Consider the following 22,202-nt stretch of genomic DNA (forward strand, 5'->3'; position numbering starts at 1 on the left):
CTGCTCAGCGCCGGAACAGCTTGTTGCCGAGCCACACGATCGGGTCGTAGCGGCGGCCGGCGACGCGTTCCTTCATCGGGATCAGCGCGTTGTCGGTGATGTGGATGTTCTCCGGGCACACCTCGGTGCAGCACTTGGTGATGTTGCACATACCCAGGCCGTGCTCGTCCTGCGCGACGTCGCGCCGGTCGGCGACGTCGAGCGGGTGCATCTCGAGTTCCGCGATGCGCATGAGATAGCGGGGACCGGCGAAGACCTCCTTGTTCTCCTCGTGGTCGCGCACCACATGGCAGACGTTCTGGCACAGATAGCATTCGATGCACTTGCGGAACTCCTGGGAGCGCTGCACGTCGACCTGCTGCATCCGGTACTCCCCCGGCGCCAGATCAGGAGGCGGCGCGAAAGCCGGTATCTCGCGTGCCTTGCGGTAGTTGAACGAGACATCGGTGACGAGATCTCGGATGATCGGGAAGGTGCGCATCGGGGTCACGGTGATCGTCGCGTCGGGATCGAACAGCGACATGCGGGTCATGCACGTCAGGCGCGGGCGACCGTCGACTTCCGCCGAACACGATCCGCACTTGCCCGCCTTGCAGTTCCAGCGCACGGCGAGATCCGGTGCCTGGGTGGCCTGCAGACGGTGCAGGATGTCGAGGACGACCTCCCCTTCGTTGACCTCGACGGTGTAGTCCCGCAGTTCCCCGCCGTCGGCGTCGCCCCGCCAGATCCTGAACGCCGCCTGGTGTCCCATCTCAACCCCTCCGTCCGGGATGATCCGCGAGTTCCTCGTCGGTGTAGTACTTCCCGAGTTCGTCGATGTCGAACAGCTCCAGCAGGTCGGGACGCATCGGTTGCTGCCGTTCGGCGGTGACCGTCACGTCGGGGACGAACGGGTCGCCGCCGTCCAGACGACAGGCGAGCAGAGTGCGACGCCATTCGGAGTCCATCGACGGGTGGTCGTCGCGGGTATGTCCCCCGCGGCTCTCGGTGCGCTGCAACGCGGCCCGCGCGACGCACTCGCACACGAGGAGCATGTTCCGCAGGTCCAGGGCGAGATGCCAGCCCGGGTTGAACTGGCGGTGGCCCTCCACCGCGACGTTGCGGATCCGTGTGCGCAGGGTGTCGAGTTCGCGCAGGGCACGTTCGATCTCGTCCGCGCGCCGGATGATGCCCACGAGATCCTGCATGACCTGCTGCAGGTCGGTGTGCAGGGTGTACGGGTTCTCGGCGCGATCGGTGTCGGCCGGATCGAAGGGCGAGAGCGCCGCACGGGCGGCGGCGTCGATGTCGGCGTCGCCGACGATCGGCCGCGAGGTGAGGCTCTGCACGTAGTCTGCGGCGCCGAGACCTGCCCGGCGACCGAAGACCAGCAGATCGGACAGCGAATTCCCGCCCAGCCGGTTCGATCCGTGCATGCCACCGGAACATTCCCCGGCGGCGAACAGCCCCGGGACTGCCGCAGCGGCGGTGTCGGGGTCGACCTCGATGCCGCCCATCACGTAGTGGCAGGTCGGGCCGACCTCCATGGCCTCGGCGGTGATGTCGACGTCGGCGAGTTCCTTGAACTGGTGATGCATCGACGGCAGGCGGCGCATGATCTCGTCGGCCGGCATCCGCGAGGCGATGTCGAGGAAGACTCCGCCGTGCGGAGTCCCCCGGCCGTCCTTGACCTCGGAGTTGATGGCGCGGGCGACCTCGTCGCGCGGGAGCAGGTCGGGCGTGCGGCGATTGTTCTCCTGGTCCTCGTACCAGCGGTCGGCCTCCTCCTCTGTCTCCGCGTACTGGCCTTTGAACACCGGCGGGATATAGGAGAACATGAACCGCTCCCCCTCGGAGTTCTTCAGCACTCCGCCGTCGCCTCGCACACCCTCGGTGACGAGGATGCCCTTCACGCTCGGCGGCCAGATCATCCCTGTCGGGTGGAACTGGACGAACTCCATGTTGATCAGGGTGGCGCCGGCACGCAGGGCGAGGGCGTGACCGTCGCCCGTGTACTCCCACGAGTTCGACGTGACCTTCCACGACTTGCCGATACCACCGGTGGCGATGACGACCGCGGGCGCCTCGAACAACACGAAACGCCCGGTCTCGCGCCAGTATCCGAACGCACCGGCGATGCGTCCCTCGTCGTCCTTCAGCAGTTCGGTGATGGTGCATTCGGCGAAGACCCGCACCCGGGCCTCGTAGTCGCCGTGCTCGGCGTGGTCCTCCTGCTGCAGCGACACGATCTTCTGCTGCATCGTGCGGATGAGTTCGAGTCCGGTGCGGTCGCCGACGTGGGCGAGTCGCGGATAGGTCTGGCCGCCGAAGTTGCGCTGGCTGATCCGTCCGTCGGGGGTGCGGTCGAACAGCGCTCCGTAGGTCTCCAGCTCCCACACGCGGTCGGGGGCCTCGCGGGCGTGCAGTTCGGCCATCCGCCAGTTGTTGAGGAACTTGCCGCCGCGCATCGTGTCCTGGAAGTGCACCTGCCAGGAGTCGCGGGGGTTGGCATTGCCCATCGCGGCGGCACATCCGCCCTCGGCCATCACGGTGTGGGCCTTGCCGAACAGCGACTTGCACACCACGGCGACGGAGAAGCCGCGTTGCCGCGCCTCGATCACCGCGCGTAGCCCGGCGCCGCCTGCTCCGATCACGACGACGTCGACCTTGTGCCGTTCGACATCCACCATCCGTGTTCCCCCTCCTTCGGTGCGGCCGGTGTCGTGCCGTGCGCGTCAGCCGATGAACCGCAGATCGGCGATGGTGTCGCTCGCCACGAGCATGATGTAGAAGTCCGTGAGGATCAGGGTTCCCAGCGTGATCCACGCGAACTGCATGTGCCTGGTGTTGAGTTTCGAGACGAACGTCCAGATCCGGTAGCGCACGGGGTGTTTCGAGAAGTGCCGCAGCCGGCCTCCGGTGACGTGCCGGCAAGAGTGGCATGACAACGTGTAGCCCCAGAGCAGCACGACGTTGATCAGCAGGATCAGGTTGCCGAGTCCGATGCCGAACCCGCTCGGACCGCGGAAGGACAGGACGACGTCGTAGGTGTTGATCAGCGACACCACGAAGCCGGCGTAGAAGAAGTAGCGGTGCGAGTTCTGCAGGATCAGCGGGAACCGCGTCTCCCCGGTGTAGTGCCGGTGCGGTTCGGCGACCGCACACGCGGGCGGCGACAACCAGAACGATCGGTAGTAGGCCCTGCGGTAGTAGTAGCAGGTCAGCCGGAAGCCGAGGAGGAACGGCAACGACAGGAAGGCGAGCGGGATCCACATCGGGAGTTCGCCGACCCACGTGCCGAAATGGCGGGCGCCGTCCACGCAGGACGCGCTCACGCACGGCGAATAGAACGGCGTGAGGTAGTGGTAGTCCTCGACGTAGTAGGCGCTGCGCACGAACGAACGGATCGTCGCGTACACCACGAACACACCGAGACCGAGGACGGTGAGTGCGGGTGTCTGCCACCAGCGGTCGGTCCGCAGCGTCCGCGCGGTGATCCGTGCGCGGCCCTCGGATCGGACGCCGGTGGCCGGCTCACCGCGCGCCGCCGGCGTCGCCTCGGAGGTGCTCACCGCGAGCCGTGCAGCCCGCCGAGACCTTCGTCGTCCGTATCCGTTCCGCGGAACAACGAGTCGTCGTACGGCGTATCGGGAATCGGGATGCGTTGACCGAGGCTGTTGACGACCTCGCGCGGAGGATGTTCGGCGAAGTCGCGTATGTCGATGTCGAGACGTTCGACGTCGTTCGACAGCCTCTTCACCGGGGCTGCGTCCCCGTAGCGCGATCGTAGGGATCCGAGGCATTGGCGCAGGTGGGCGGCGGTGCGCTGAAGTTCCTGCAATTCGCTGATGGACATCCGTACCTCCGGGCCGAGCGGTCGACATGTCCCTTCCGTAGCGGGTATCGGCATGTCGCGCCGGCCGACACGATGGGAACAGGCCAGTTGCAATGTGGCATCCATCACAGTACAGCGGAAGATCCGCCCGCACGCCGTTTCGTCGGGAGCGGCAGATCCGACCACCGAGAGGCACGGGTGGCGAAGACGCGGGCGTCGAGAGCGCCGCTGCCGGCCGGGATCCTGCCCACGATTGGGACGCCGGTGACGTCGGGGAGGTCGTCGAGATTGCACTGCTCCGCCAGATCCGGTGCAGCAGGCCAGGATCCGACGATGACCCCCGGACATTCGATCCCCGCCGAGCGGAGCGCGGCCACGGTGAGCGCGGTGTGGTTGAGCGTGCCCAGTCCCGCGGCGGCGACGATCACCGCCGGCGCTCCGAGCGCGGCCGCGACGTCGGCGAGGGTGAAACCGCCCGCGCCGAGCCGGACGAGCAGACCTCCCGCCCCCTCGACCAGGGTGAGGTCGTACTCGGTGTCGAGAATCCGGACGGTGTCGACGATCTCCTCGAGGGTGAGCATCGGGCGTCCGCTGCGCCGCGCGGCGGTATCCGGTGCGAGCGGATCGGGATACCGCGCGAGTTCGACGAGCCAGACACGGTCCCCGGCCAGTCGCCGGATCTCCTGCAGGTCGCCCGGCCCGTCGTCCGTCACGCCCGTCTGGGCGGGTTTGCACACCGCGACCCGCAGTCCCGCGGCCACGGCGTTCGCGGCGAGTGCCGCGGTCGCGACGGTCTTGCCCACATCGGTCGACGTGCCGGTGACGACGAGGATGCTCACGCCCGGGCTCCCGCGAGGACGTCAGTGAGCACCTCGTCGACGAGGGCGCGTTCGTCGTCGGTGAGGTTCGCGCGTGCCGTCAGGCGCAGCCGCGAGGTACCGGCCGGAACCGAGGGCGGCCGGAAGCAGCCGACGTGCACGCCGCGGTCGCGGCACCGCGCCGCGGCGTCGGCGGCGACGCGCGGGTCGCCGAGGATCACCGACACCACGGCGGACGGCGGCGCCTCGACGCCCGTGAGACGAGCCAAGCACCCGGCCTGCTCGAGCACGGCAGCGGCACGTGCGGGTTCGGCGCGCAGCACCTTCAGCGCACCCCGGGCGGCACCGACGGCGGCCGGGGCGAGTCCGGTGTCGAAGATGAAGGTGCGCGCGGTGTCCACGAGATGTTCCCGCACACGCCCGTCGGCGAGGACGGCTCCGCCCTGGGAGGCAAGGGATTTCGACAGCGTCGCGGTGACGACCACATCGGGCTCGCCGGCGAGGCCCACTTCGTGGACGAGTCCGCGGCCCCCCGCGCCGCGGACTCCTACCCCGTGGGCCTCGTCGACGAGGAGCAACGCGCCGTGCGCTCGGCAGACGCGATGCAGTTCCCGCAGCGGCGCGAGGTCGCCGTCGGTGCTGAACACCGAGTCGGTCAGGACGAGCGCGCGGGCCTCGGTGCGGGTCGCGAGGGCGTGCGCGACCGCGTCGACGTCGTTGTGCGGGGTGACGACGATCCTCGAGCGGGACAGCCGGCACGCATCGACGAGCGAGGCGTGACCACCGGCGTCGGAGACGATCAGTGCGTCCTTGCCACCGAGGGCGGCGACGGCACCGAGGTTCGCGGCGTATCCGCTCGAGAACACCAGGCCGCTGTCGGCCCCGACGAAGTCGGCGAGTTCGCGTTCGAGGAGTTCGTGTTCGGCGGTGGTGCCGGTGACCAGCCGCGATCCGGTGGCGCCGGCTCCCCATCGCCGCAGGGCAGCGGTCGCTCCCGCGAGGACCTCGGAATGGCGGGTCAGGCCGAGATAGTCGTTGGAGGCGAGGTCGACGACGGTCGAGCCGGGGGTTCGGACGACGGGGTCGCGGTGCAGGCCCGCTGCGCGTCGCGCCGCTGCGGTGTCGTCGAGCCACGCCAGGGCGGGATGTGCGGTCATGAGCGGTGACCATACTTGAACACCGTTCAAGTCGTCACGTCGGTCTGCTCGGGTCGTAGGCTCGGACGGTTCGGCAGACCCCGACGAACGGCATGGGAGGTGGTCGTCCACATCGAATCCCGGGACGGAACGACGATCGGATTCCGCAAGCTCGGGCAGGGTCCGGGTCTCGTCGTCGTGCACAGCAGCATCGCGACCGGGGACGAATGGTCGCGCGTGGCCTCCGTCCTGGAGGACCGCTTCTCCGTCCATCTCGTGGACCGGCGCGATCGCGGAGTTCCTCACCGCCGTCCGCTGACCCCTTCGGTCACCGGGCGTTCGCGCCGACGGCGGCGATCATCCCCGAGGTGATCGCCGCGAGATCGTCGGCCGAGCAGATGTAGGGCGGCATCGCGTAGACGAGATTGCGGAACGGCCGCAGCCAGACCCCGGCCGCCACGGCGGCGTCGGTCGTCGCGCGCATGTCCACCGGATCGGTGAGTTCGATCACGCCGATGCCTCCGAGGACGCGGACGTCCGCGACCCCCGGCAACTCGCGTGCCGGCGCGAGTCCCTCCGTCAGTCCCGCGTTCACCGCCGCCACCTCGGCCCGCCAGTCGCGGGAGAGCAGCAGTTCGACCGCCGCGACGGCGACGGCGCACGCGAGCGGGTTGCCCATGAAGGTCGGGCCGTGCATCACACCGCCACCCTCCCCCGCGCTGATCGCTTCGGCGACGGCCCGCGTGCACAATGTCGCCGCGAGGGTCATGTATCCGCCGGTGAGTGCCTTACCCACGCACATCACGTCCGGGCTCACTTGCGCGTGGTCGGCGGCGAAGAGTTCGCCTGTGCGCCCGAAACCGGTCGCGATCTCGTCGAAGATCAGTACCAGTCCGTGCTCGTCGCACATCCTGCGCAGCTCGCGCAGATACCGCGGGTCGTGGAAGCGCATGCCGCCGGCGCCCTGGACGACCGGTTCGACCACGATCGCGGCGAGCTCGTCGACGTGCTCGAGCAGGATCGCCTCGAAGTGCGCGACGTAGTCGGGATCGAAACGGGCCGGTGGGGCGGGGGTGAAGACCTGCCGCGCGAGCATGTCGGTCCACAGTGCGTGCATGCCGCCCTCCGGATCGCACACGCTCATCGGGGCGAAGGTGTCGCCGTGGTAGCCGCCGCGCCAGGTGAGCAGGCGACGCCGTCCCGGCCTGCCGACGGCACGCTGGTACTGCACCGCCATCTTCACGGCCACCTCCACCGACACCGAGCCCGAGTCGGCGAGGAAGACGGTGTCGAGACCGGCGGGGGTGATGTCGACGAGCAGTTCCGCGAGCCGCGCGGCGGGCTCGTGGGTGAGGCCGCCGAACATCACGTGGCTCATCCGGTCGAGCTGATCGCGGACGGCCGCGTCGAGCACGGGATGCCCGTATCCGTGCACCGCGGCCCACCACGAACTCATGCCGTCGACCAGCTCACGACCGTCGGCGAGGACGATCCGGGTACCGTGGGCACGGTCGACCACCAACGATTCGGTGGTCGCCGGAAACGCGCCGTAGGGGTGCCAGAGGTGCCGAGCGTCGAGGGTGCGGATCCGCTCGACCTGGAGAGGAGAGTTGCCCACGCCCAAACTGTAGGCGGTTGGAGGTCGCCGCCCGCAGCCGCGTAGTCTGCCCGAGTTGCCGTGAACGACGCTCACGGCAATCGGCCGGTGCGTTCGTCGCCCGGTTCGCAGCACAGCCGCACACGTAAGACACCGGGGGTATCCGTCACATGTCCGTCCACACCTCGGGACCGGAACTCGAGAGTGGCGCGCGGACAGCAGGCAGGCGCCCCGCGCGTCGTGCCGACATCGACGGATTGCGCGGTCTCGCGATCGCGCTCGTGGTGATCTTCCACGTCTGGTTCGGTCGCGTCTCCGGTGGTGTCGACGTCTTCCTGGCGCTCTCCGGCTTCTTCTTCGTGGGCACGCTCCTGAGGACCGCCGACTCCTCGGCCCCGCTCGATCCGCGTCCCGTCCTGCGGCGGATCGGCCGGCGTCTGCTGCCTCCGCTCGTCGTTGTGCTCACCGCTGTCGCGGCCGCCACGGTGGTGCTGCGGCCGTTCACGCAGTGGCTCGAGGTGGCCGACCAGACCGGGGCGTCGCTGCTGTTCTTCCAGAACTGGTATCTCGCCCGCACGGCGAGCGACTATCTGGCCGCGGATCCGATGGTCAGCCCGCTCCAGCACCTGTGGTCGATCGCCGTGCAGGGCCAGTTCTACATCGCGGCGCTCGTGGTGGTGTTCGGCTTCGCGTGGCTGTTGCGGCGGATGTCGGTGCCTGTCCGCCTGCCCCTGACGGTGCTGCTGGCCGCCCTCACCGCGGCGTCGCTGGCGTACGCGGTGCTCGCCGACCGGCCGCAGTCGTGGATGTACTACGACAGCGCCGCCCGTGCCTGGGAGCTGACTCTCGGCGGACTGCTGATGTGCCTGTCGCCGTGGCTGCGGGTTCCGCGCGCGCTGCGGATCGTGCTCGGTGCGCTCGGACTCGCGGTGCTGCTCGCGTGCGGCTTCGTCCTCGACGGCAACTCCCTCTTCCCCGGGCCGTGGGCGCTCGTCCCCGTCGGTGCGGCCATGGCGCTCGTCGTCGCGGGTATCCGCTCCGGCTCCGGCTCCGACTCCGAGCACGACACGCCGTCGGCGCGACTGCTGGCATCCGCGCCCATGGTGCGCCTCGGGGCGATCGCCTACGCGCTGTACCTGTGGCACTGGCCGATCCTCATCGGTTACCTGATCGTGCTCGGGCACCCGTCGGTCGGCCTGGTGGGCGGGCTCATCGTGATCGCCCTGTCGCTGCTGCTCGCCGAGGCGTCGACCCGGTGGTTCGAGGACCCCATCCGCCGCGTCGAACCCCCTCGGCCGTCCCGCACCGCGCTCGTGGGTCTCGTGACGGTCCTGGCCGTCACCCTCGTCGGGGCCGCGAACCTCTGGCACACCCACGTCGACCGTTCGACGGAGGCCCTCGAGGGCGTCGCCGCCCTGCCGACGGAGCTGTACCCCGGCGCTGCGGTGTTCGATCCCGCCGTCTCCACCGAGCCGCAACCGGTGCAACCGCCGCTGCTCGTCGCCCATCGCGACCTGCCTCCCGCGACGCTCGACAACTGCATCGCCCAGCACACCAATCGCGCACCGTTGACCTGTACCTACGGCGACCCGCTCGCGACCCGCCGCATGGTGATCGTCGGGGGGTCGCACTCGGAGCACTGGCTCGCCGCGCTCGACGCGCTCGGCATCGAACACGGTTTCCGCCTCGACACCTATCTCAAGGTCGGGTGCCCGCTCTCCGATCCCCTCGCCCCGCTCGTCGAGGAGTCCCCGACGGTCGAGTGCGACACATGGTCGACCGCCGTGCTCGCCGAACTGCGCGCGGATCCGCCCGACTACGTGTTCACCACGTCGACGCGCACCAAGGACCAGGGCGAAGGGCCGGGCGACTTCGTTCCGTTCTGGTACGTCGATCTGTGGGAGACGCTCGCCGACTACGGCATCCCGGTGGTGGCGATCCGCGACAACCCGTGGCTGTTCCGCGGCGATCTCGCCTATCGGGCCGCCGACTGCCTTGGGGGGGGCGGCACCGCGGAGACGTGCGGGGTGCCGCGCGAGGAGGCGCTGGACCCGATCGACCCGGCCGTCGCCGCATCCGCGCACCTGCCCACCGTGTCGCTGCTCGACCTGTCCGACAAGTTCTGCCGGCAGGATCTGTGCCGGGCGGTGGAGGGAAACATCCTCATCTATCGTGACGAGAACCACCTCACCACGACCTACGTCCGGACGCTGACGCCCGAGCTCGGCCGACAACTCGGTCCCGCCACCGGCTGGTGGTGACGCGCTCACCCGGTGCCGGGACCGCCGGAAGACTACTGTTGGCGGGCATGGAGACCACCGAAGCGAGCGCCAGCGACGAGATGCCCGAGCCCCTGGAAGTGTGGCCGGGATCCCCCTATCCCCTCGGCGCGACCTACGACGGGGCGGGCACGAACTTTGCACTGTTCTCCGAGATCGCCGAGAAGGTCGAGCTGTGCCTGATCTCCCGTGACGGGACCGAGACCCGCATCCCGCTCGAGGAGGTGGACGGTTACGTCTGGCACGCCTACCTTCCGACGGTCTCCCCCGGCCAGCGTTACGGCTACCGCGTGCACGGTCCGTTCGATCCGGAGAACGGTCACCGGTGCGATCCGAGCAAGCTGCTCCTCGACCCGTACGGGAAGGCGTTCGACGGGTCGTTCGACGGCGACCCGTCGCTGTTCTCGTACCCGCTGCCCGGTGCCGAGCCCGTGGCCGACAGCGCCTCGGACGAGAGCACGGACGACACCGAGGACACCGACACCGAGGACACCGAGGACACCGACACCGGCGACGCCGTGTCCACCGACGACGCCGAGCCCGAGGCGATCGCGACGGGGCAGACCTCCGACGCCGCCGCAGAGCTTCCCGGCCTGGATTCGCTGGGCCACACCATGACGACCGTGGTGATCAACCCGTTCTTCGATTGGGCGACGGATCGTCATCCCCGCCGCCCCTACAACGAGACGGTCATCTACGAGGCCCACGTCAAAGGCATGACGGCCACGCATCCGGACGTCCCCGAACACATGCGGGGCACCTACGCCGGTCTCGCGCACCCGGCGATCATCGACCATCTCCTCGATCTCGGCGTCACCGCGATCGAACTGATGCCCGTGCACCAGTTCATGCACGACCAGGTGCTGCTCGACCAGGGGCTGCGGAACTACTGGGGGTACAACACCTTCGGGTTCTTCGCGCCGCACGCCGAGTACTCGTCGTCGACCAAGCCGAGCGCCGTGGTCGCCGAGTTCAAGGCGATGGTGCGGGCCTTCCACGAGGCGGGCATCGAGGTGATCCTCGACGTGGTCTACAACCACACCGCCGAGGGGAACCATCTCGGTCCCACCATCTGCTTCCGCGGCATCGACAACGCCGCCTACTACCGCCTCGTCGACGACGACAAGGCCTACTACATGGACTACACGGGAACGGGCAACAGCCTCAACGCCCGTCACCCGCACACCCTGCAGCTGATCATGGACTCGCTGCGCTACTGGGTGACCGAGATGCACGTCGACGGCTTCCGGTTCGATCTCGCGTCGACCCTGGCGCGCGAGCTGCACGACGTCGACCGGCTGTCGGCCTTCTTCGATCTCGTCCAGCAGGATCCGGTGGTCTCGCAGGTCAAGCTCATCGCCGAGCCGTGGGATATCGGTGAGGGCGGTTACCAGGTGGGCAACTTCCCCGGTCAGTGGACGGAGTGGAACGGCAAGTACCGCGACACGGTCCGCGACTACTGGCGCGGCGAACCGGCCACCCTCGGCGAGTTCGCGTCGCGCCTGACCGGCTCGTCGGATCTGTACGAGGACACCGGCCGCCGTCCCGGCGCGTCGGTCAACTTCGTCACCGCCCACGACGGGTTCACCCTTGCGGATCTGGTGTCGTACAACGAGAAACACAATGATGCCAACGGCGAGGGCAATCGCGACGGTGAGTCGCACAACCGGTCGTGGAACTGCGGTGTGGAAGGCCCCACGGACGATCCCGAGGTCCTCGCGCTGCGCGGGCGCCAGCAGCGCAACATGCTCGCGACGCTGATCCTGTCGCAGGGCACGCCGATGCTCGCCCACGGCGATGAGTTCGGTCGCACCCAGCAGGGCAACAACAACGTGTACTGCCAGGACAACGAACTCTCGTGGGTGGACTGGTCGCTCGCCGAGTCCAACGCCGACCTGGTCGCGTTCACCCGCAACGTGATCGCGCTGCGCACCGACCACCCTGTCTTCCGGCGTCGCAGGTTCTTCGAGGGCCGACCCATCCGCAGCGGTGATCAGTCCCGCGACATCGCGTGGCTCACACCGGCCGGCGACGAGATGATGCCCGAGGACTGGGACAGCGGTTTCGGCAAGTCGCTCGCGGTCTTCCTCAACGGCGAGGGCATCCCCGAACCCGATCAGCGGGGGCAGCGCGTCGTCGACGACTCGTTCCTGATGTGCTTCAACGCCCATCACGAACCGATCGAGTTCGTCACCCCCGACGGCCCGCACGCCGAGGAATGGACGGTCGCGCTCGACACCGACGTTCCCGACGGTCTGCGCGAGGAGACGGTCGTCGCCGGTAAGCCGGTCCGGGTGCAGGCGCGCTCGGTTCTGGTGCTCCGGAAGACCCGGTGACCCCCGGCGGTACGGAGTCGGCAGGTGTGAACGGCGCCGGCGCGGGGAATACTGCGCCGGTGTTGTCCACCTACCGACTCCAGATGCGCGGCGACGAGTGCACCTTCGCCGACGCCGTCGCCCTGCTCGACTACCTCGACGCCCTGGGTGTCTCGCACGTCTACCTCTCCCCCGTCCTCAGCGCGACGATCGGGTCCACCCACGGATACGACGTGGTCGATCCCGGCACGGTCTCCGAGTCGCTCGGGGGACGCGAGGGTCTGGAACGGTTGTCGCGGGAGGCACGCGCACGGGGCATGGGGCTGGTCGTCGACATCGTCCCCAACCATGTCGGGGTGGCCGACCCACGTCAGAACGCGTGGTGGTGGGACGTCCTGAAGCACGGCTCCGGATCGCGCTACGCGTCGTTCTTCGATCTCGACCTCGCTGGTGACAACGGTGTGGACGGTCGGATCGCTCTGCCGGTGCTCGGATCGGACGACGCGGTGCAGGAGCTGACCGTCGACCGCTCCGGCGACGAGCCGATGCTCGCCTACTACGACAAGCGATTCCCGATCGCTCCCGGGACCGACGAGGGCACCGGTGAGGAGGTCCACGCGCGGCAGGCCTACCGGCTCGTGGCGTGGAACTCGGGGTTGATCGGATACCGCCGCTTCTTCACCGTCGACGATCTCGCCGCGGTGCGGGTGGAGGATCCTGCGGTGTTCGACGCGACGCACGAGCAGGTCGCGTCGTGGATCGCCGACGATCTGGTCGACGGGATTCGCGTCGACCATCCGGACGGTCTCGCCGATCCGTCCGGTTATCTCGCGCGCTTGCGCGAGGTGATCGGCCCCGAGCGGTGGCTCGTGATCGAGAAGATCCTCGGCGATGCCGAACCGCTGGATGCGACGCTGCCGGTGGACGGCACCACCGGCTACGACGCACTCGGCGAACTGTCGACGGTGTTCGTCGATCCGTCCGGCGAGTCGGAGCTGAACGCCCTGTCGCGCAGGTTCACCGGCGCCGAAGGCGACGCGCCGTGGCTGCACGCCCGCGAACACGACCTCAAACGATCGGTGCTCGGCAGCGGGCTCGCGCCGGAGGTGCGCCGCCTCGTGCGGGCGATCCGACGCGAGACCGGCGACACCGGCTGCGACGACGCGGCGCTGCGCGAGGCCGTGATGGCAGTCGCCGCACAGCTTCCCGTCTACCGCGCCGACTACGCGCCGCTCGCGACCCTGGTGCCGCGCATCGTCGGCGACCTCGCGCGGACGCAACCCGCGCTCGATCCTGCGCTCGCGGTGTTCGCCCGGGCGATGGCCCTCGGCGGTGAGGCCGCGTCCCGCTTCGGCCAGGTGTGCGGTGCCGCGACGGCCAAGGCGGTCGAGGACTGCCTGTTCTATCGGGCGGCGCGGCTGATCTCGCTGCAGGAGGTGGGCGGGCAACCCGGCCGTTTCTCGGCCACCCCGGCCGAGTTCCACCTCGCGTGGACCCAGCGGGCACGGCACTGGCCGCGGGCGATGACCACCCTGTCGACCCACGACACCAAACGCAGCGAGGACGTCCGGGCGCGGATCGGTGTGCTCTCGCAGGTCGCCGACGAGTGGTCGCGGCGGCTCGGGTCGTGGAACGACCGTGCGCCCGCACCGGATCCGGCGATCGGACTGTTCCTGTGGCAGACCCTGTTCGGAGTCTGGCCGCTCGACGGAGTGGTGACCGACGAACTGCGTGAACGGGTACATGCCTACGCGCAGAAGGCGCTGCGCGAGAACGGAACCCGCACCACGTGGACCGAGGTCGACGAGGAATTCGAGACCGCGGTGGGCAGCTGGCTGGACGCGGTGATCGACGGACCGGTCGCGGGTGAGCTCACCGCTTTCGTGACCGAGGTCGAACCGCACGTCGCGGCCGTCTCGTGCGGCCAGAAACTGTTGCAACTGCTCGGCCCCGGCGTCCCCGACGTCTATCAGGGCACCGAACTGTGGGACGACTCGCTCGTCGATCCGGACAACCGGCGGCCGGTGGAGTTCGACGTCCGACGGCGGCTGCTCGACGCCCCTGATTCGGCGCCGGCGAAGTTCACGATCGTGCGCACCGCGCTCCGGTTGCGCCGCGAACGACCGGCGAGCTTCGTCGGTGGCGCGTACGTTCCGGTCCTCGCCACCGGCCCGGCCGCCGAGCACCTGCTCGCGTTCGGCCGCGGTCCGGCGTCGGACGACCTCGATGTCCTCGCGGTGGCTTCCCGCCGCACCGTGGCGCTGTCGCGTTCGGGGTGGAAGGACACGACCGTCGACCTGCCGGACGGCGATTGGTCGGATGCCTTGACCGGACGCTCCTTCACCGGTCGGGTGCGGGTGGCCGATCTGCTCGACTCCCAGCCGGTCGCAGCACTCGTCCGCGCGCGTTAGTCCTCGAGCGCGTCGAGCGCTTCCTCCGCGTCGAGCCGGCGCTGGGTGCGTCGCCGACTCCAGGCGAGAACCAGTCCTGCGAGGACGATGACGACCGCCGCGCCGACGACCCGCCCCGTCCAGGTCGCGGCGTCGTTCTCGAAAGGATGGCTCTCGTAACGCAGGCGGAGGAAGATGCCGGCGACGCCGACGAGATAGAGCGCGGCGGCGGCGGCACTGCGGGGTCGCCACAGTTTCGCGGTGGCGTACAGGTCGACGTCGCGTTGCCGCGCGTACAACTGGGTCACGATCGACACGACGAACCAGGCCACGAGGATGCCCAGTGCCGTCCACGCCCCGGGCCGGCCGGCGAGCCACGGGAGCAGCGCCGCCGCCACCAGCGCGATCCACAGGGACAACTGGAATCCCACCGCCGATGCTTCGTTCCAGACGTCTCGCTGACGTTCGTCGCGGTAGAATTCGTCGTCCAGATCGCCGATGAAGCGCGCGGTTTTCACGAAGACCGTCATGAGGGCTCCTAGGTGGTGAGCGGGAACAGTTCCTCGACCGTGCTGTCGAGTGTGAGGGCGAGACGCAGGGCGAGGTACACGCTGGGCGCGTAGTCACCCTTCTCCGTCGAGACGATGCTCTGTCTGCTGACGCCGACCGCGTCGCCGAGCGCGGCCTGGGTGAGTCCCGCTTTCTTGCGGAATTCGCGGACCCGGTTGCTCCTCGGTGTGTCGGTCACACCAAAAGTAAACTATGCTTGTCATTCCATGTCAAGCATTCTTGTCATTTTCGATTGCCGAACCACCCCGGCACACCCGTCGGGCCGGACATGCAATCACCCCTCGGCGTAGTCGATCACGAAATAGAGAATTACATTCTCACGGTCGAAGGTCCTTGGTTTACGTTCTCGAGCACGGAAGATCTAGTTCTCATCGCGAGCGCCGTCGCCGGCAGGACTTTGCGCAGTCAGGGAGAGGTTTCGATGAAGGCCGAAGACATGGTGATGATCAGCATCGACGACCACGTCGTCAACCAGTCCCGGACCGGCACCAGCTTCCTGCCGGCCGGCATGAGCCCGACGGACGTGTGGCGCAAGAACTTCCTCGCCTGCTACATCACTGAACCGAGCGGACTGAACAACCGTCACCGGCTCGGCGTCGACACCATCGCGTGGGAATGCGACTACCCGCACTCCGACTCGACGTGGCCGAACTCCCCCGAGATGCTCGAGGAGGAACTCGACGCGTGCGAGTGCACCGACGAGGAGATCGACAAGATCACCTTCGCCAACGCCGCGAGGTTCTTCGACTGGGATCCCTTCGAGCACATCCCGCGTGAGGAGGTTACCGTCGGCGCCCTGCGCGCCCGCGCCACCGACGTCGACATCAGCGAGACGTCCAAGGAGGAGTACCGCCGCCGTTACGAGCTCACCAACTCCGGCTCGTAGATTCCTGCTCCACAGGAGTCCACAACAGACGATGCCCGCCGATCCGGATCGGCGGGGATCGTCGCGTCTACGGTGTCGTGCCTACTGCGTCGTGCTTACTGCGTCGTCACGGTCGGCTCACATCGGGTCCTTGCGCCACAACAGTGCGTGCAGGCACTCGACGGCCTCGGCGGGCGATTCGACATCGAGCACTCCGGCGGCGGGCATCCGCCAACCGCCGATCGCGATGACCGGAACACCGATGCGGACCGCGAGCGCGATCTCGCTCATGGTGCCCCAGCTTCCACCCACCGCGATCAACGCGTCGCTGCTGCGCACGAGCAGCGCGTTGCGCATCTCTCCGAGGCCCGTGGGAACGGCCACCGTCAGATAGGGATTGCCCTCGGCACGGTCGTCTCCGGGCAGCAGGCCGAGGGTCGTCCCACCGGCTTCCACAGCGCCACGGCAGGCTGCCGCCATCACCCCACCGAGACCGCCGGTGACCACGACGGCCCGGCGTCCGGCGAGGAGTCCCCCGACCTGGCGGGCGAGGCGTCGCTGTTCGGGCGTGGCTTCACCCGGCCCCACGACCCCGACATAGCGCTGCGCATTCATGTCCGGCATTCTGCATCACGGAGCGCTCCGGAGCGCGCGGTCCGAGAACATCATTCACGCCCGGCATCGTCCGCTCCCGCTCTGACCGCCCCGAGGCCGGGCGATCGAGCCCATCGGGGGAGACTGTGGCCATGAGCAGAGCCGACCGCAGCACCGACACCCGCCCGGATTCCCCGTGCCCGTGCGGTCGCGGCGTTCCCCTGTCCGAATGCTGCGGGCCGCTGCTGGCCGGTGCGAGCGCGCCCACCGCCGAACGGCTGATGCGTTCGCGGTACACGGCATTCGCGACGCGCGACGCGGCGCACCTGCTGCGCACCTGGCACCCGTCCACACGTCCGCGCTCGATCGAGTTCGACCCCGGTCAGCGCTGGACCGGGCTCGAGGTCCTGCACATCACCGGAGGCGGATTCCTGCATACGACCGGCACGGTGGACTTCCGCGCGCACTGGACGGCGGACGGGGTGCCCGACTCGATGCGCGAGCACAGCCGGTTCGTGCGGGAGGACGGCGAGTGGCTCTACCTCGACGACTGCGGCGACGACTGAACCGACTCCGTCACGGCGCCGTTCGTCGCAACAGCGTCGCGCGCAGCGTTCCCGAGAGCCACTGACGGTACTGGTCGACGTCCCATCCGCGGTCTCGCCTCAGCAGCGCGTGCACCTGTGGGGAACTCAGGGTGAACAGGACATCGGCCGCGTGCTCGACGGTGACGTCCTCGCGCAGCCAGCCGGCATGTTCGAGTCCTTCCGCGAGGGTGCGGGCGTTCTCGGCCGTCGCCTTCGCGTCGTCCGCGGCGAAACGACGCATGTCGGGGTCCGCCCCCGATGATTCCACGGAGGTCATGAGCAGCCCGCCCGCGCGTTCGAGCATCGCGGTGCCGTAGCGGACCACCTGCTCGACCACGAGGTCGACGTGCGAGACCACGCCGCCGGCATGGGACGGTTCCGGATCTGTCGCCTCGCTCGCGCGCGGATCGCCGTCGCCGGCCACCGCGTGATCGAGCGCCTCGCGGAAGATCTCCGCCTTGCCGCCGGGGAAGGCGGTGAACACCGTCCGCACCGCCACACCCGCTTCGTCCGCGATGTTCTTGACGGTGGTGCTGACGTAGCCGTCGCGAACGAACAGCCGCGCCGCGGCGTCGCGGATCGTCTCGCGGGTTCGGCGGGCCGCTTCCTCCCGCAACGGCGAGGTGTACCGTCGGCGGGCTCGCTCGGGATTCGGGTTCACTCCCCCAGTATCGAGTGCATTGCAGCTGCAACAAAATTGACGCGCGGCAGGGTGGTACGCCGGTGGCGCCATCCCCTGCACCGACGCCTCCGACACGGCATGCTGGTCGAGTGCACACCTTCGAGGTCTGGGCTCCGATCCCGTCGTCCGTCCGACTGTTCGCCGACGGACGGTTCCACGACATGCAACGCGGCGACGACGGCTGGTGGCGCACCACCGTCGGCGTCGCTCCCGACACCCGATACGGTTTCGTGCTCGACGACGACACCGGGACGGTCCTTCCCGACCCGCGATCTCCGCGGCAGCCGGAGGGCGTGCACGAGCCGTCGCAGCTCCACGTGCTCGACGAGACGAAGTGGACCGACCACGGCTGGACCGGCCGGCAACTGACAGGAAGCATCGTCTACGAGATGCACGTGGGGACCTTCACCCCCGAGGGCACACTCGACTCGGCGATCGACCGTCTCGACGAACTCGTGGACCTCGGTGTCGAGTTCGTCGAACTCATGCCGCTCAACGCGTTCAACGGCACCCACGGATGGGGCTACGACGGCGTGCTCTGGTACGCGGTGCACGAACCCTACGGTGGCCCCGATGCCCTGCAGCGTTTCGTCGACGCCGCCCACGCGCGCGGACTGGCGGTAGCACTCGACGTCGTCTACAACCATCTCGGTCCGTCGGGGAACTATCTGGGCCGCTTCGGTCCCTATCTCTCCGCGGCCCCGGGAATCTGGGGCGACAACATCAACCTCGACGGTCCCGGATCCGGGGAGGTGCGCCGGTACATCCTCGACAATGCGCTGCGCTGGTTCCGCGACTTCCACATCGACGCCCTCCGGCTCGACGCCGTGCACGCGCTGATCGACCACACCGCCACACACCTCCTCGAGGAACTGTCGGTCGAGACGTTCCGCCTGTCCGCCCATCTCGGCCGCCCCCTGTCGTTGATCGCCGAATCGGACCTCAACGATCCGAAGCTGATCACTCCCCGGCCCGGCGGTGGATACGGACTGCACGCGCAGTGGGCCGACGACGTCCACCACGCGATCCACGCGGCGGTGTCCGGTGAACGGCAGGGCTACTACGGCGACTTCGGTTCGCTGGACTGCCTCGCGTACACGCTCGGGCACGGCTTCTTTCACGCCGGGACGTATTCGAGCTTCCGCGGCCGGGTCCACGGGCGCCCGCTCGACACCCGGCGCACGCCGGCGAGCGGTCTGGTCGCCTACACCTGCACGCACGATCAGGTCGGCAACCGGGCGCTCGGCGACCGGCCGGGTGCCTATCTCGAGCCCGGTCAGCTGGCCGTCAAGGCGGCGCTCGTGCTCACGTCCCCGTTCACGCCGATGTTGTTCATGGGCGAGGAGTGGGGTGCGAGCACACCCTTCCGGTACTTCACGTCGCATCCCGAACCGGAACTCGCCGCGGCGGTCGTCGAGGGTCGCCGGCGCGAGTTCGCCGAACACGGCTGGGACGCCGCCGACGTACCCGACCCGCAGGCTCCGGAGACCTTCATCGGCTCGAAGCTGCGCTGGGACGAACGCGACGAGGGCGGGCACGCCCGGTTGCTGGAGTGTTATCGCGCACTCATTGCGCTCCGGCGGGATCGGGCCGAGCTCACCGATCCCTGGCTCGAGCACGTGCACGTGACGTACGACGAGGACGAGAAATGGCTCGTCGTGCACCGCGGGGCGCTGCGCGTGGCGTGCAATCTCGGACCCGACCCCGTCACCGTGCCGGTCGGCGGGAAACCACTGCTCTGGTGGGACGAACCGGTGGTCAACCGTACCGAGTCCGCAGTGTTGATCCCGGGCTGGTCCTTCGCGATCCTGGAGGCTCCCGAGATGCCCCGCCGATAACGTTCGTCAGGCGAAAAAAGTCGTTGATTATGCCACGAGTGGGCGAGTACCGTCTCAAGTACCGTCGAATTCTCGAGGTGAATCACCATGCAACCCAAGAAGATTCTGGCGAGTGTATTCCTCAGCACCGCCCTCGTCCTCGCTCCCGTCGGAGTCGCATCGGCGACCCCCACCGTCGACACAGCACCCGGGATCGTGAATGTCAGCGGAGGACACGACGACCACGGAAAGTACGACCACCACGATCACGACAAGAACTACAACCATCACGACAAGAAGTACGACCGCGACCATCACCGGAACCACTACTGGCGGCCCGACTGCTATTGGTGGGGCCCATGGCTGGTGTGCAATCGCTGGTGACCGCACACCAACCGTGACGTGACCGGGCCACCCGGTTACGTCAGATAACGGTAGGCCGGCGACCCCGGCTCGAGTCGCTGCGCGTCGATCGGCGACGCGTCCATGCGATTGAGCAGAGCCGAAAGGTCTTCCGCGGCACCCAGTTCGATACCGACGAGGGCAGCGCCGGTCTCCCGGTTGTTGCGCTTGACGTACTCGAACAGGGTGATGTCGTCGTCCGGTCCGAGGACTTCGTCCAGGAACCGCCGCAGTGCGCCGGGCTCCTGGGGGAAGTCCACGAGGAAATAGTGTTTGAGCCCGCGGTGGACGAGCGACCGCTCGATGATCTCGCCGTAGCGTGAGACGTCATTGTTGCCGCCCGACACCAGGCACACCACGTTCGCTCCGGGCTGCACCGAGATCGACTCGAGGGCAGCGACCGACAGGGCGCCGGCGGGCTCGGCGATGATGCCCTCGTTCTGGTACAGATCGAGCATCGTGGTGCACAGCGCACCCTCGTCGATCTGGGTCATCCCGAACGGGGCCCGGCCGAGCCCCTCCCGGCGCAGCGTAGCCACGAGCGGCAGGCTCGAATGGGACACGACCTCGGCACCGAGTTCGGAGACCACGGCGTAGGGGACGTCGCCGATCCGCTTGACCGCAGCGCCGTCGACGAACGGCTCGACCTCCGGCAGCGTGACGGGACCGCTCGCGACCAGCGCGGCGGTCATCGACGCTGCACCCGCCGGCTCGACGCCGACGATCGACGTGCGTGGGGACCGCTCGCGCAGATAGGCGGCGACACCGGCGATGAGGCCGCCCCCGCCCACGGGGACGAGCACGACGTCGAGATCGCCGTCGAGCTGTTCGAGGACCTCGCGCGCGATGGTGCCCTGCCCGGCAGCGGTGCGGGCGTCGTCGAAGGGCGGGATCATCGTCGCACCGGTGCGGATCGCATCGTCGGCTGCCGCTGCGGCCGCGGCGTCGAAGGTGTCGCCGACACCGATGAGTTCGACGCTGTCGCCGCCGTGGACACGGATCCGATCGCGCTTCTGCTTGGGAGTGCGGGTGGGCACGTAGATCCGGCCCTGGATTCCCATCACCCGGCACGCGTAGGCGACACCCTGCGCGTGATTACCGGCGCTGGCCGTGACGACGCCCGCGGCGCGCTCGGCTGCGTCGAGCTGCGCCATGGCGTTGTACGCCCCACGGAGCTTGAAGGACCGCACCCGGGTGAGGTCCTCCCGCTTGAGGTAGACGTTGGCGCCTACGAGCGCCGAGAGTCGAGGGCTGCGCTCGAGCGGCGTTGGGTCGACCGCCTCCGAAATTCGCTCGGCAGCCGCATCGATGTCGGCCGCGCAGGGCACGGCGGTCAGAGTCATCGGTTCTGCTGTTCGCGAAGTGGAGGTCACCCGTCAATGCTGCCACTCCCCCGATTCGACCACCACGGCGGGATCCGCATCGAGGGGGTAGCAGCACAGTCCGTCCGAGCGTGCTCGGTCTACGGGCCTTCGACCGGTTCGAGAACGAAGACGGGGATCTCGCGGTCGGTCTTCTCCTGGTACTCCGCGTAGGGCGGGAACGCCTCGACGGCACGTTCCCACCACTGCGCCTTCTCCTCGCCGTGGACCTCGCGGGCGGTCATGTCCCACACCTCGGTGCGGTCCCTGACCTCGACGTGCGGGTTCGCGACGATGTTGTGGTACCAAACGGGATGCTTCGGTGCACCGCCGAGCGAGGCGACAGCGGCGTACCTACCCTCGTGCTCGACCCGCATGAGAGGGATCTTGCGGAGCTTGCCGGACTTGGCGCCGACCGTGGTCAGGATGATGACCGGTCGACCCTGGAGGGTGGTGCCGCGGGTTCCGCCCGACGACTCGTACTCCTCGACCTGCTTGGCGCTCCATTCGACGGGACTCGGTTCGTATTCTCCGTGCAGTGGCATACCGACCAGTCAACACAATCGTTGTAGCAGTCGCCGCCCGATCGTCGAGTTCGGTGGCCCGAACTCTTCCCTGCGCCTATCCTGAAGAAAGAATTCCGCCCGGCCTACAGTCGCTCGGCCTACAGGAGGTGCACCGCGATGTCCGTGCTCGACCCCCGGATACACCGTGAGCGCACCGACGGTGTGGACATCGCCGGCACGATCTGGCCCCTGTACAAGCTCGAAGCACTCGCGGCCGGTCTCCTGACCCTGCTCGTGGTCCTCGTCGTCACCACCAGCGCCCAGAGCGCCGTCATCGGTGCCGCTGCGGTCACCGTCGTCGTGTGGTGGGTCCGCAGGATCCAGCAGCACGCACTCCGTTCCTAGACGCACCGGCCGACCCCGGCTTGCCGCGCGGCGCTCACCGAAGGGCTCGCGCCGCGCGGCGGAC

21 protein-coding genes are annotated in these 22,202 nt (G+C 68.7%); 8 read left to right on the forward strand and 13 right to left on the reverse strand.

What is annotated here, in order from left to right; all coding sequences use genetic code 11:
• Window positions 1-4: 4 nt before the first annotated feature.
• The 7 genes from IM25_RS19575 to IM25_RS19610 form a co-directional block, all read right to left on the reverse strand.
• Window positions 5-751, reverse strand: coding sequence for a succinate dehydrogenase/fumarate reductase iron-sulfur subunit (locus IM25_RS19575; protein ID WP_033097626.1), 747 nt, complete (start codon window positions 749-751; stop codon window positions 5-7).
• A gap of 1 nt (window position 752) precedes the next feature.
• Window positions 753-2,669, reverse strand: coding sequence for a fumarate reductase/succinate dehydrogenase flavoprotein subunit (locus IM25_RS19580; protein WP_033097625.1), 1,917 nt, complete (start codon window positions 2,667-2,669; stop codon window positions 753-755).
• A 45-nt stretch (window positions 2,670-2,714) separates the two neighbouring features.
• A complete protein-coding gene (locus IM25_RS19585; RefSeq protein WP_033097624.1) occupies window positions 2,715-3,551 on the reverse strand; it encodes a hypothetical protein in 837 nt (278 codons plus the stop codon).
• Window positions 3,548-3,835, reverse strand: coding sequence for a hypothetical protein (locus IM25_RS19590; RefSeq protein WP_024101240.1), 288 nt, complete (start codon window positions 3,833-3,835; stop codon window positions 3,548-3,550). The genes IM25_RS19585 and IM25_RS19590 overlap by 4 nt, the downstream gene beginning before the upstream one ends.
• A gap of 104 nt (window positions 3,836-3,939) precedes the next feature.
• A complete protein-coding gene (bioD, locus tag IM25_RS19595) occupies window positions 3,940-4,653 on the reverse strand; it encodes a dethiobiotin synthase (protein ID WP_033097623.1) in 714 nt (237 codons plus the stop codon).
• Window positions 4,650-5,789 carry an 8-amino-7-oxononanoate synthase gene (locus IM25_RS19600; RefSeq protein ID WP_033097622.1) on the reverse strand — a complete coding sequence of 380 codons (1,140 nt, stop codon included), beginning with the start codon at window positions 5,787-5,789 and terminating at the stop codon, window positions 4,650-4,652. The genes bioD and IM25_RS19600 overlap by 4 nt, the downstream gene beginning before the upstream one ends.
• 307 nt (window positions 5,790-6,096) lie before the next feature.
• Window positions 6,097-7,386, reverse strand: coding sequence for an adenosylmethionine--8-amino-7-oxononanoate transaminase (locus tag IM25_RS19610; protein ID WP_033097620.1), 1,290 nt, complete (start codon window positions 7,384-7,386; stop codon window positions 6,097-6,099).
• 149 nt (window positions 7,387-7,535) lie between these two features.
• Between IM25_RS19610 and IM25_RS19615 the strand changes: the two genes are divergently transcribed.
• Genes IM25_RS19615 through treY form a run of 3 tightly spaced genes read left to right on the forward strand, consistent with a single transcriptional unit; the run spans window position 7,536 to window position 14,370 of the window.
• Window positions 7,536-9,626: an acyltransferase family protein gene (locus IM25_RS19615; protein ID WP_065996280.1), complete on the forward strand. Its 2,091-nt coding sequence runs from the start codon at window positions 7,536-7,538 to the stop codon at window positions 9,624-9,626.
• A gap of 47 nt (window positions 9,627-9,673) precedes the next feature.
• Window positions 9,674-11,980 (forward strand): glycogen debranching protein GlgX, encoded by a 2,307-nt coding sequence (glgX, locus tag IM25_RS19620; RefSeq protein ID WP_033097618.1) that lies wholly within the window; start codon window positions 9,674-9,676, stop codon window positions 11,978-11,980.
• On the forward strand, window positions 11,977-14,370 hold the full coding sequence (treY, locus tag IM25_RS19625; RefSeq protein WP_082920937.1) for a malto-oligosyltrehalose synthase: 2,394 nt from the start codon (window positions 11,977-11,979) through the stop codon (window positions 14,368-14,370). Before glgX ends, treY begins: the two co-directional genes overlap by 4 nt.
• Here treY and IM25_RS19630 read toward each other — a convergent pair.
• Entirely contained in the window at window positions 14,367-14,879 is a 513-nt protein-coding gene (locus IM25_RS19630; RefSeq protein ID WP_033097617.1) for a hypothetical protein, read from the reverse strand. The genes treY and IM25_RS19630 overlap by 4 nt on opposite strands.
• A gap of 8 nt (window positions 14,880-14,887) precedes the next feature.
• Window positions 14,888-15,097, reverse strand: coding sequence for a helix-turn-helix transcriptional regulator (locus IM25_RS19635; RefSeq protein ID WP_006554111.1), 210 nt, complete (start codon window positions 15,095-15,097; stop codon window positions 14,888-14,890).
• Between the two features lie 243 nt (window positions 15,098-15,340).
• Here IM25_RS19635 and IM25_RS19640 point away from each other — a divergent pair, with 243 nt between their 5' ends.
• Complete coding sequence (locus IM25_RS19640; protein ID WP_231911914.1) at window positions 15,341-15,805, forward strand: hypothetical protein; 465 nt, start codon at window positions 15,341-15,343, stop codon at window positions 15,803-15,805.
• A 117-nt stretch (window positions 15,806-15,922) separates the two neighbouring features.
• Here the strand turns inward: IM25_RS19640 and IM25_RS19645 are convergent, their stop codons facing one another.
• Window positions 15,923-16,408: a TIGR00725 family protein gene (locus tag IM25_RS19645; RefSeq protein ID WP_006554113.1), complete on the reverse strand. Its 486-nt coding sequence runs from the start codon at window positions 16,406-16,408 to the stop codon at window positions 15,923-15,925.
• 122 nt (window positions 16,409-16,530) lie between these two features.
• On the opposite strand from IM25_RS19645, the gene IM25_RS19650 reads away from it, so the two are divergent.
• Window positions 16,531-16,944: a YchJ family protein gene (locus IM25_RS19650; RefSeq protein WP_033097615.1), complete on the forward strand. Its 414-nt coding sequence runs from the start codon at window positions 16,531-16,533 to the stop codon at window positions 16,942-16,944.
• Between the two features lie 10 nt (window positions 16,945-16,954).
• Here the strand turns inward: IM25_RS19650 and IM25_RS19655 are convergent, their stop codons facing one another.
• Entirely contained in the window at window positions 16,955-17,626 is a 672-nt protein-coding gene (locus IM25_RS19655; RefSeq protein ID WP_006554115.1) for a TetR/AcrR family transcriptional regulator, read from the reverse strand.
• Window positions 17,627-17,736: 110 nt separating this feature from the next.
• Here IM25_RS19655 and treZ point away from each other — a divergent pair, with 110 nt between their 5' ends.
• A complete protein-coding gene (gene treZ / locus IM25_RS19660) occupies window positions 17,737-19,485 on the forward strand; it encodes a malto-oligosyltrehalose trehalohydrolase (protein ID WP_033097614.1) in 1,749 nt (582 codons plus the stop codon).
• 87 nt (window positions 19,486-19,572) lie between these two features.
• On the forward strand, window positions 19,573-19,848 hold the full coding sequence (locus IM25_RS19665; RefSeq protein WP_033097613.1) for a hypothetical protein: 276 nt from the start codon (window positions 19,573-19,575) through the stop codon (window positions 19,846-19,848).
• 35 nt (window positions 19,849-19,883) lie between these two features.
• Here IM25_RS19665 and ilvA read toward each other — a convergent pair whose 3' ends face one another.
• Together ilvA and IM25_RS19675 are read right to left on the reverse strand one after the other, a co-directional pair.
• Entirely contained in the window at window positions 19,884-21,209 is a 1,326-nt protein-coding gene (gene ilvA, locus IM25_RS19670) for a threonine ammonia-lyase IlvA (protein ID WP_019289740.1), read from the reverse strand.
• A 119-nt stretch (window positions 21,210-21,328) separates the two neighbouring features.
• Entirely contained in the window at window positions 21,329-21,772 is a 444-nt protein-coding gene (locus IM25_RS19675; RefSeq protein WP_006554119.1) for a nitroreductase family deazaflavin-dependent oxidoreductase, read from the reverse strand.
• Between the two features lie 138 nt (window positions 21,773-21,910).
• Here IM25_RS19675 and IM25_RS19680 point away from each other — a divergent pair, with 138 nt between their 5' ends.
• Complete coding sequence (locus IM25_RS19680) at window positions 21,911-22,138, forward strand: hypothetical protein (protein ID WP_006554120.1); 228 nt, start codon at window positions 21,911-21,913, stop codon at window positions 22,136-22,138.
• The last annotated feature ends 64 nt before the right edge of the window (window positions 22,139-22,202 follow it).

Origin of the sequence: Rhodococcus sp. p52, from assembly GCF_000763325.2 — a bacterium.
GTDB classification, from domain to species: Bacteria; Actinomycetota; Actinomycetes; order Mycobacteriales; family Mycobacteriaceae; genus Rhodococcus; species Rhodococcus pyridinivorans.

Coding starts and splice junctions, on each gene's coding strand:
- IM25_RS19580 (WP_033097625.1), bottom strand. CDS start 2,669: ATGGTGGATGTCGAACGGCACAAGGTCGACGTCGTCGTGATCGGAGCA.
- IM25_RS19645 (WP_006554113.1), bottom strand. CDS start 16,408: ATGCCGGACATGAATGCGCAGCGCTATGTCGGGGTCGTGGGGCCGGGT.
- IM25_RS19675 (WP_006554119.1), bottom strand. CDS start 21,772: ATGCCACTGCACGGAGAATACGAACCGAGTCCCGTCGAATGGAGCGCC.
- IM25_RS19640 (WP_231911914.1), top strand. CDS start 15,341: ATGAAGGCCGAAGACATGGTGATGATCAGCATCGACGACCACGTCGTC.
- IM25_RS19575 (WP_033097626.1), bottom strand. CDS start 751: ATGGGACACCAGGCGGCGTTCAGGATCTGGCGGGGCGACGCCGACGGC.
- IM25_RS19680 (WP_006554120.1), top strand. CDS start 21,911: ATGTCCGTGCTCGACCCCCGGATACACCGTGAGCGCACCGACGGTGTG.
- IM25_RS19600 (WP_033097622.1), bottom strand. CDS start 5,789: ATGACCGCACATCCCGCCCTGGCGTGGCTCGACGACACCGCAGCGGCG.
- IM25_RS19590 (WP_024101240.1), bottom strand. CDS start 3,835: ATGTCCATCAGCGAATTGCAGGAACTTCAGCGCACCGCCGCCCACCTG.
- IM25_RS19615 (WP_065996280.1), top strand. CDS start 7,536: ATGTCCGTCCACACCTCGGGACCGGAACTCGAGAGTGGCGCGCGGACA.
- IM25_RS19630 (WP_033097617.1), bottom strand. CDS start 14,879: ATGACGGTCTTCGTGAAAACCGCGCGCTTCATCGGCGATCTGGACGAC.
- ilvA (WP_019289740.1), bottom strand. CDS start 21,209: ATGACTCTGACCGCCGTGCCCTGCGCGGCCGACATCGATGCGGCTGCC.
- glgX (WP_033097618.1), top strand. CDS start 9,674: ATGGAGACCACCGAAGCGAGCGCCAGCGACGAGATGCCCGAGCCCCTG.
- IM25_RS19650 (WP_033097615.1), top strand. CDS start 16,531: ATGAGCAGAGCCGACCGCAGCACCGACACCCGCCCGGATTCCCCGTGC.
- IM25_RS19665 (WP_033097613.1), top strand. CDS start 19,573: ATGCAACCCAAGAAGATTCTGGCGAGTGTATTCCTCAGCACCGCCCTC.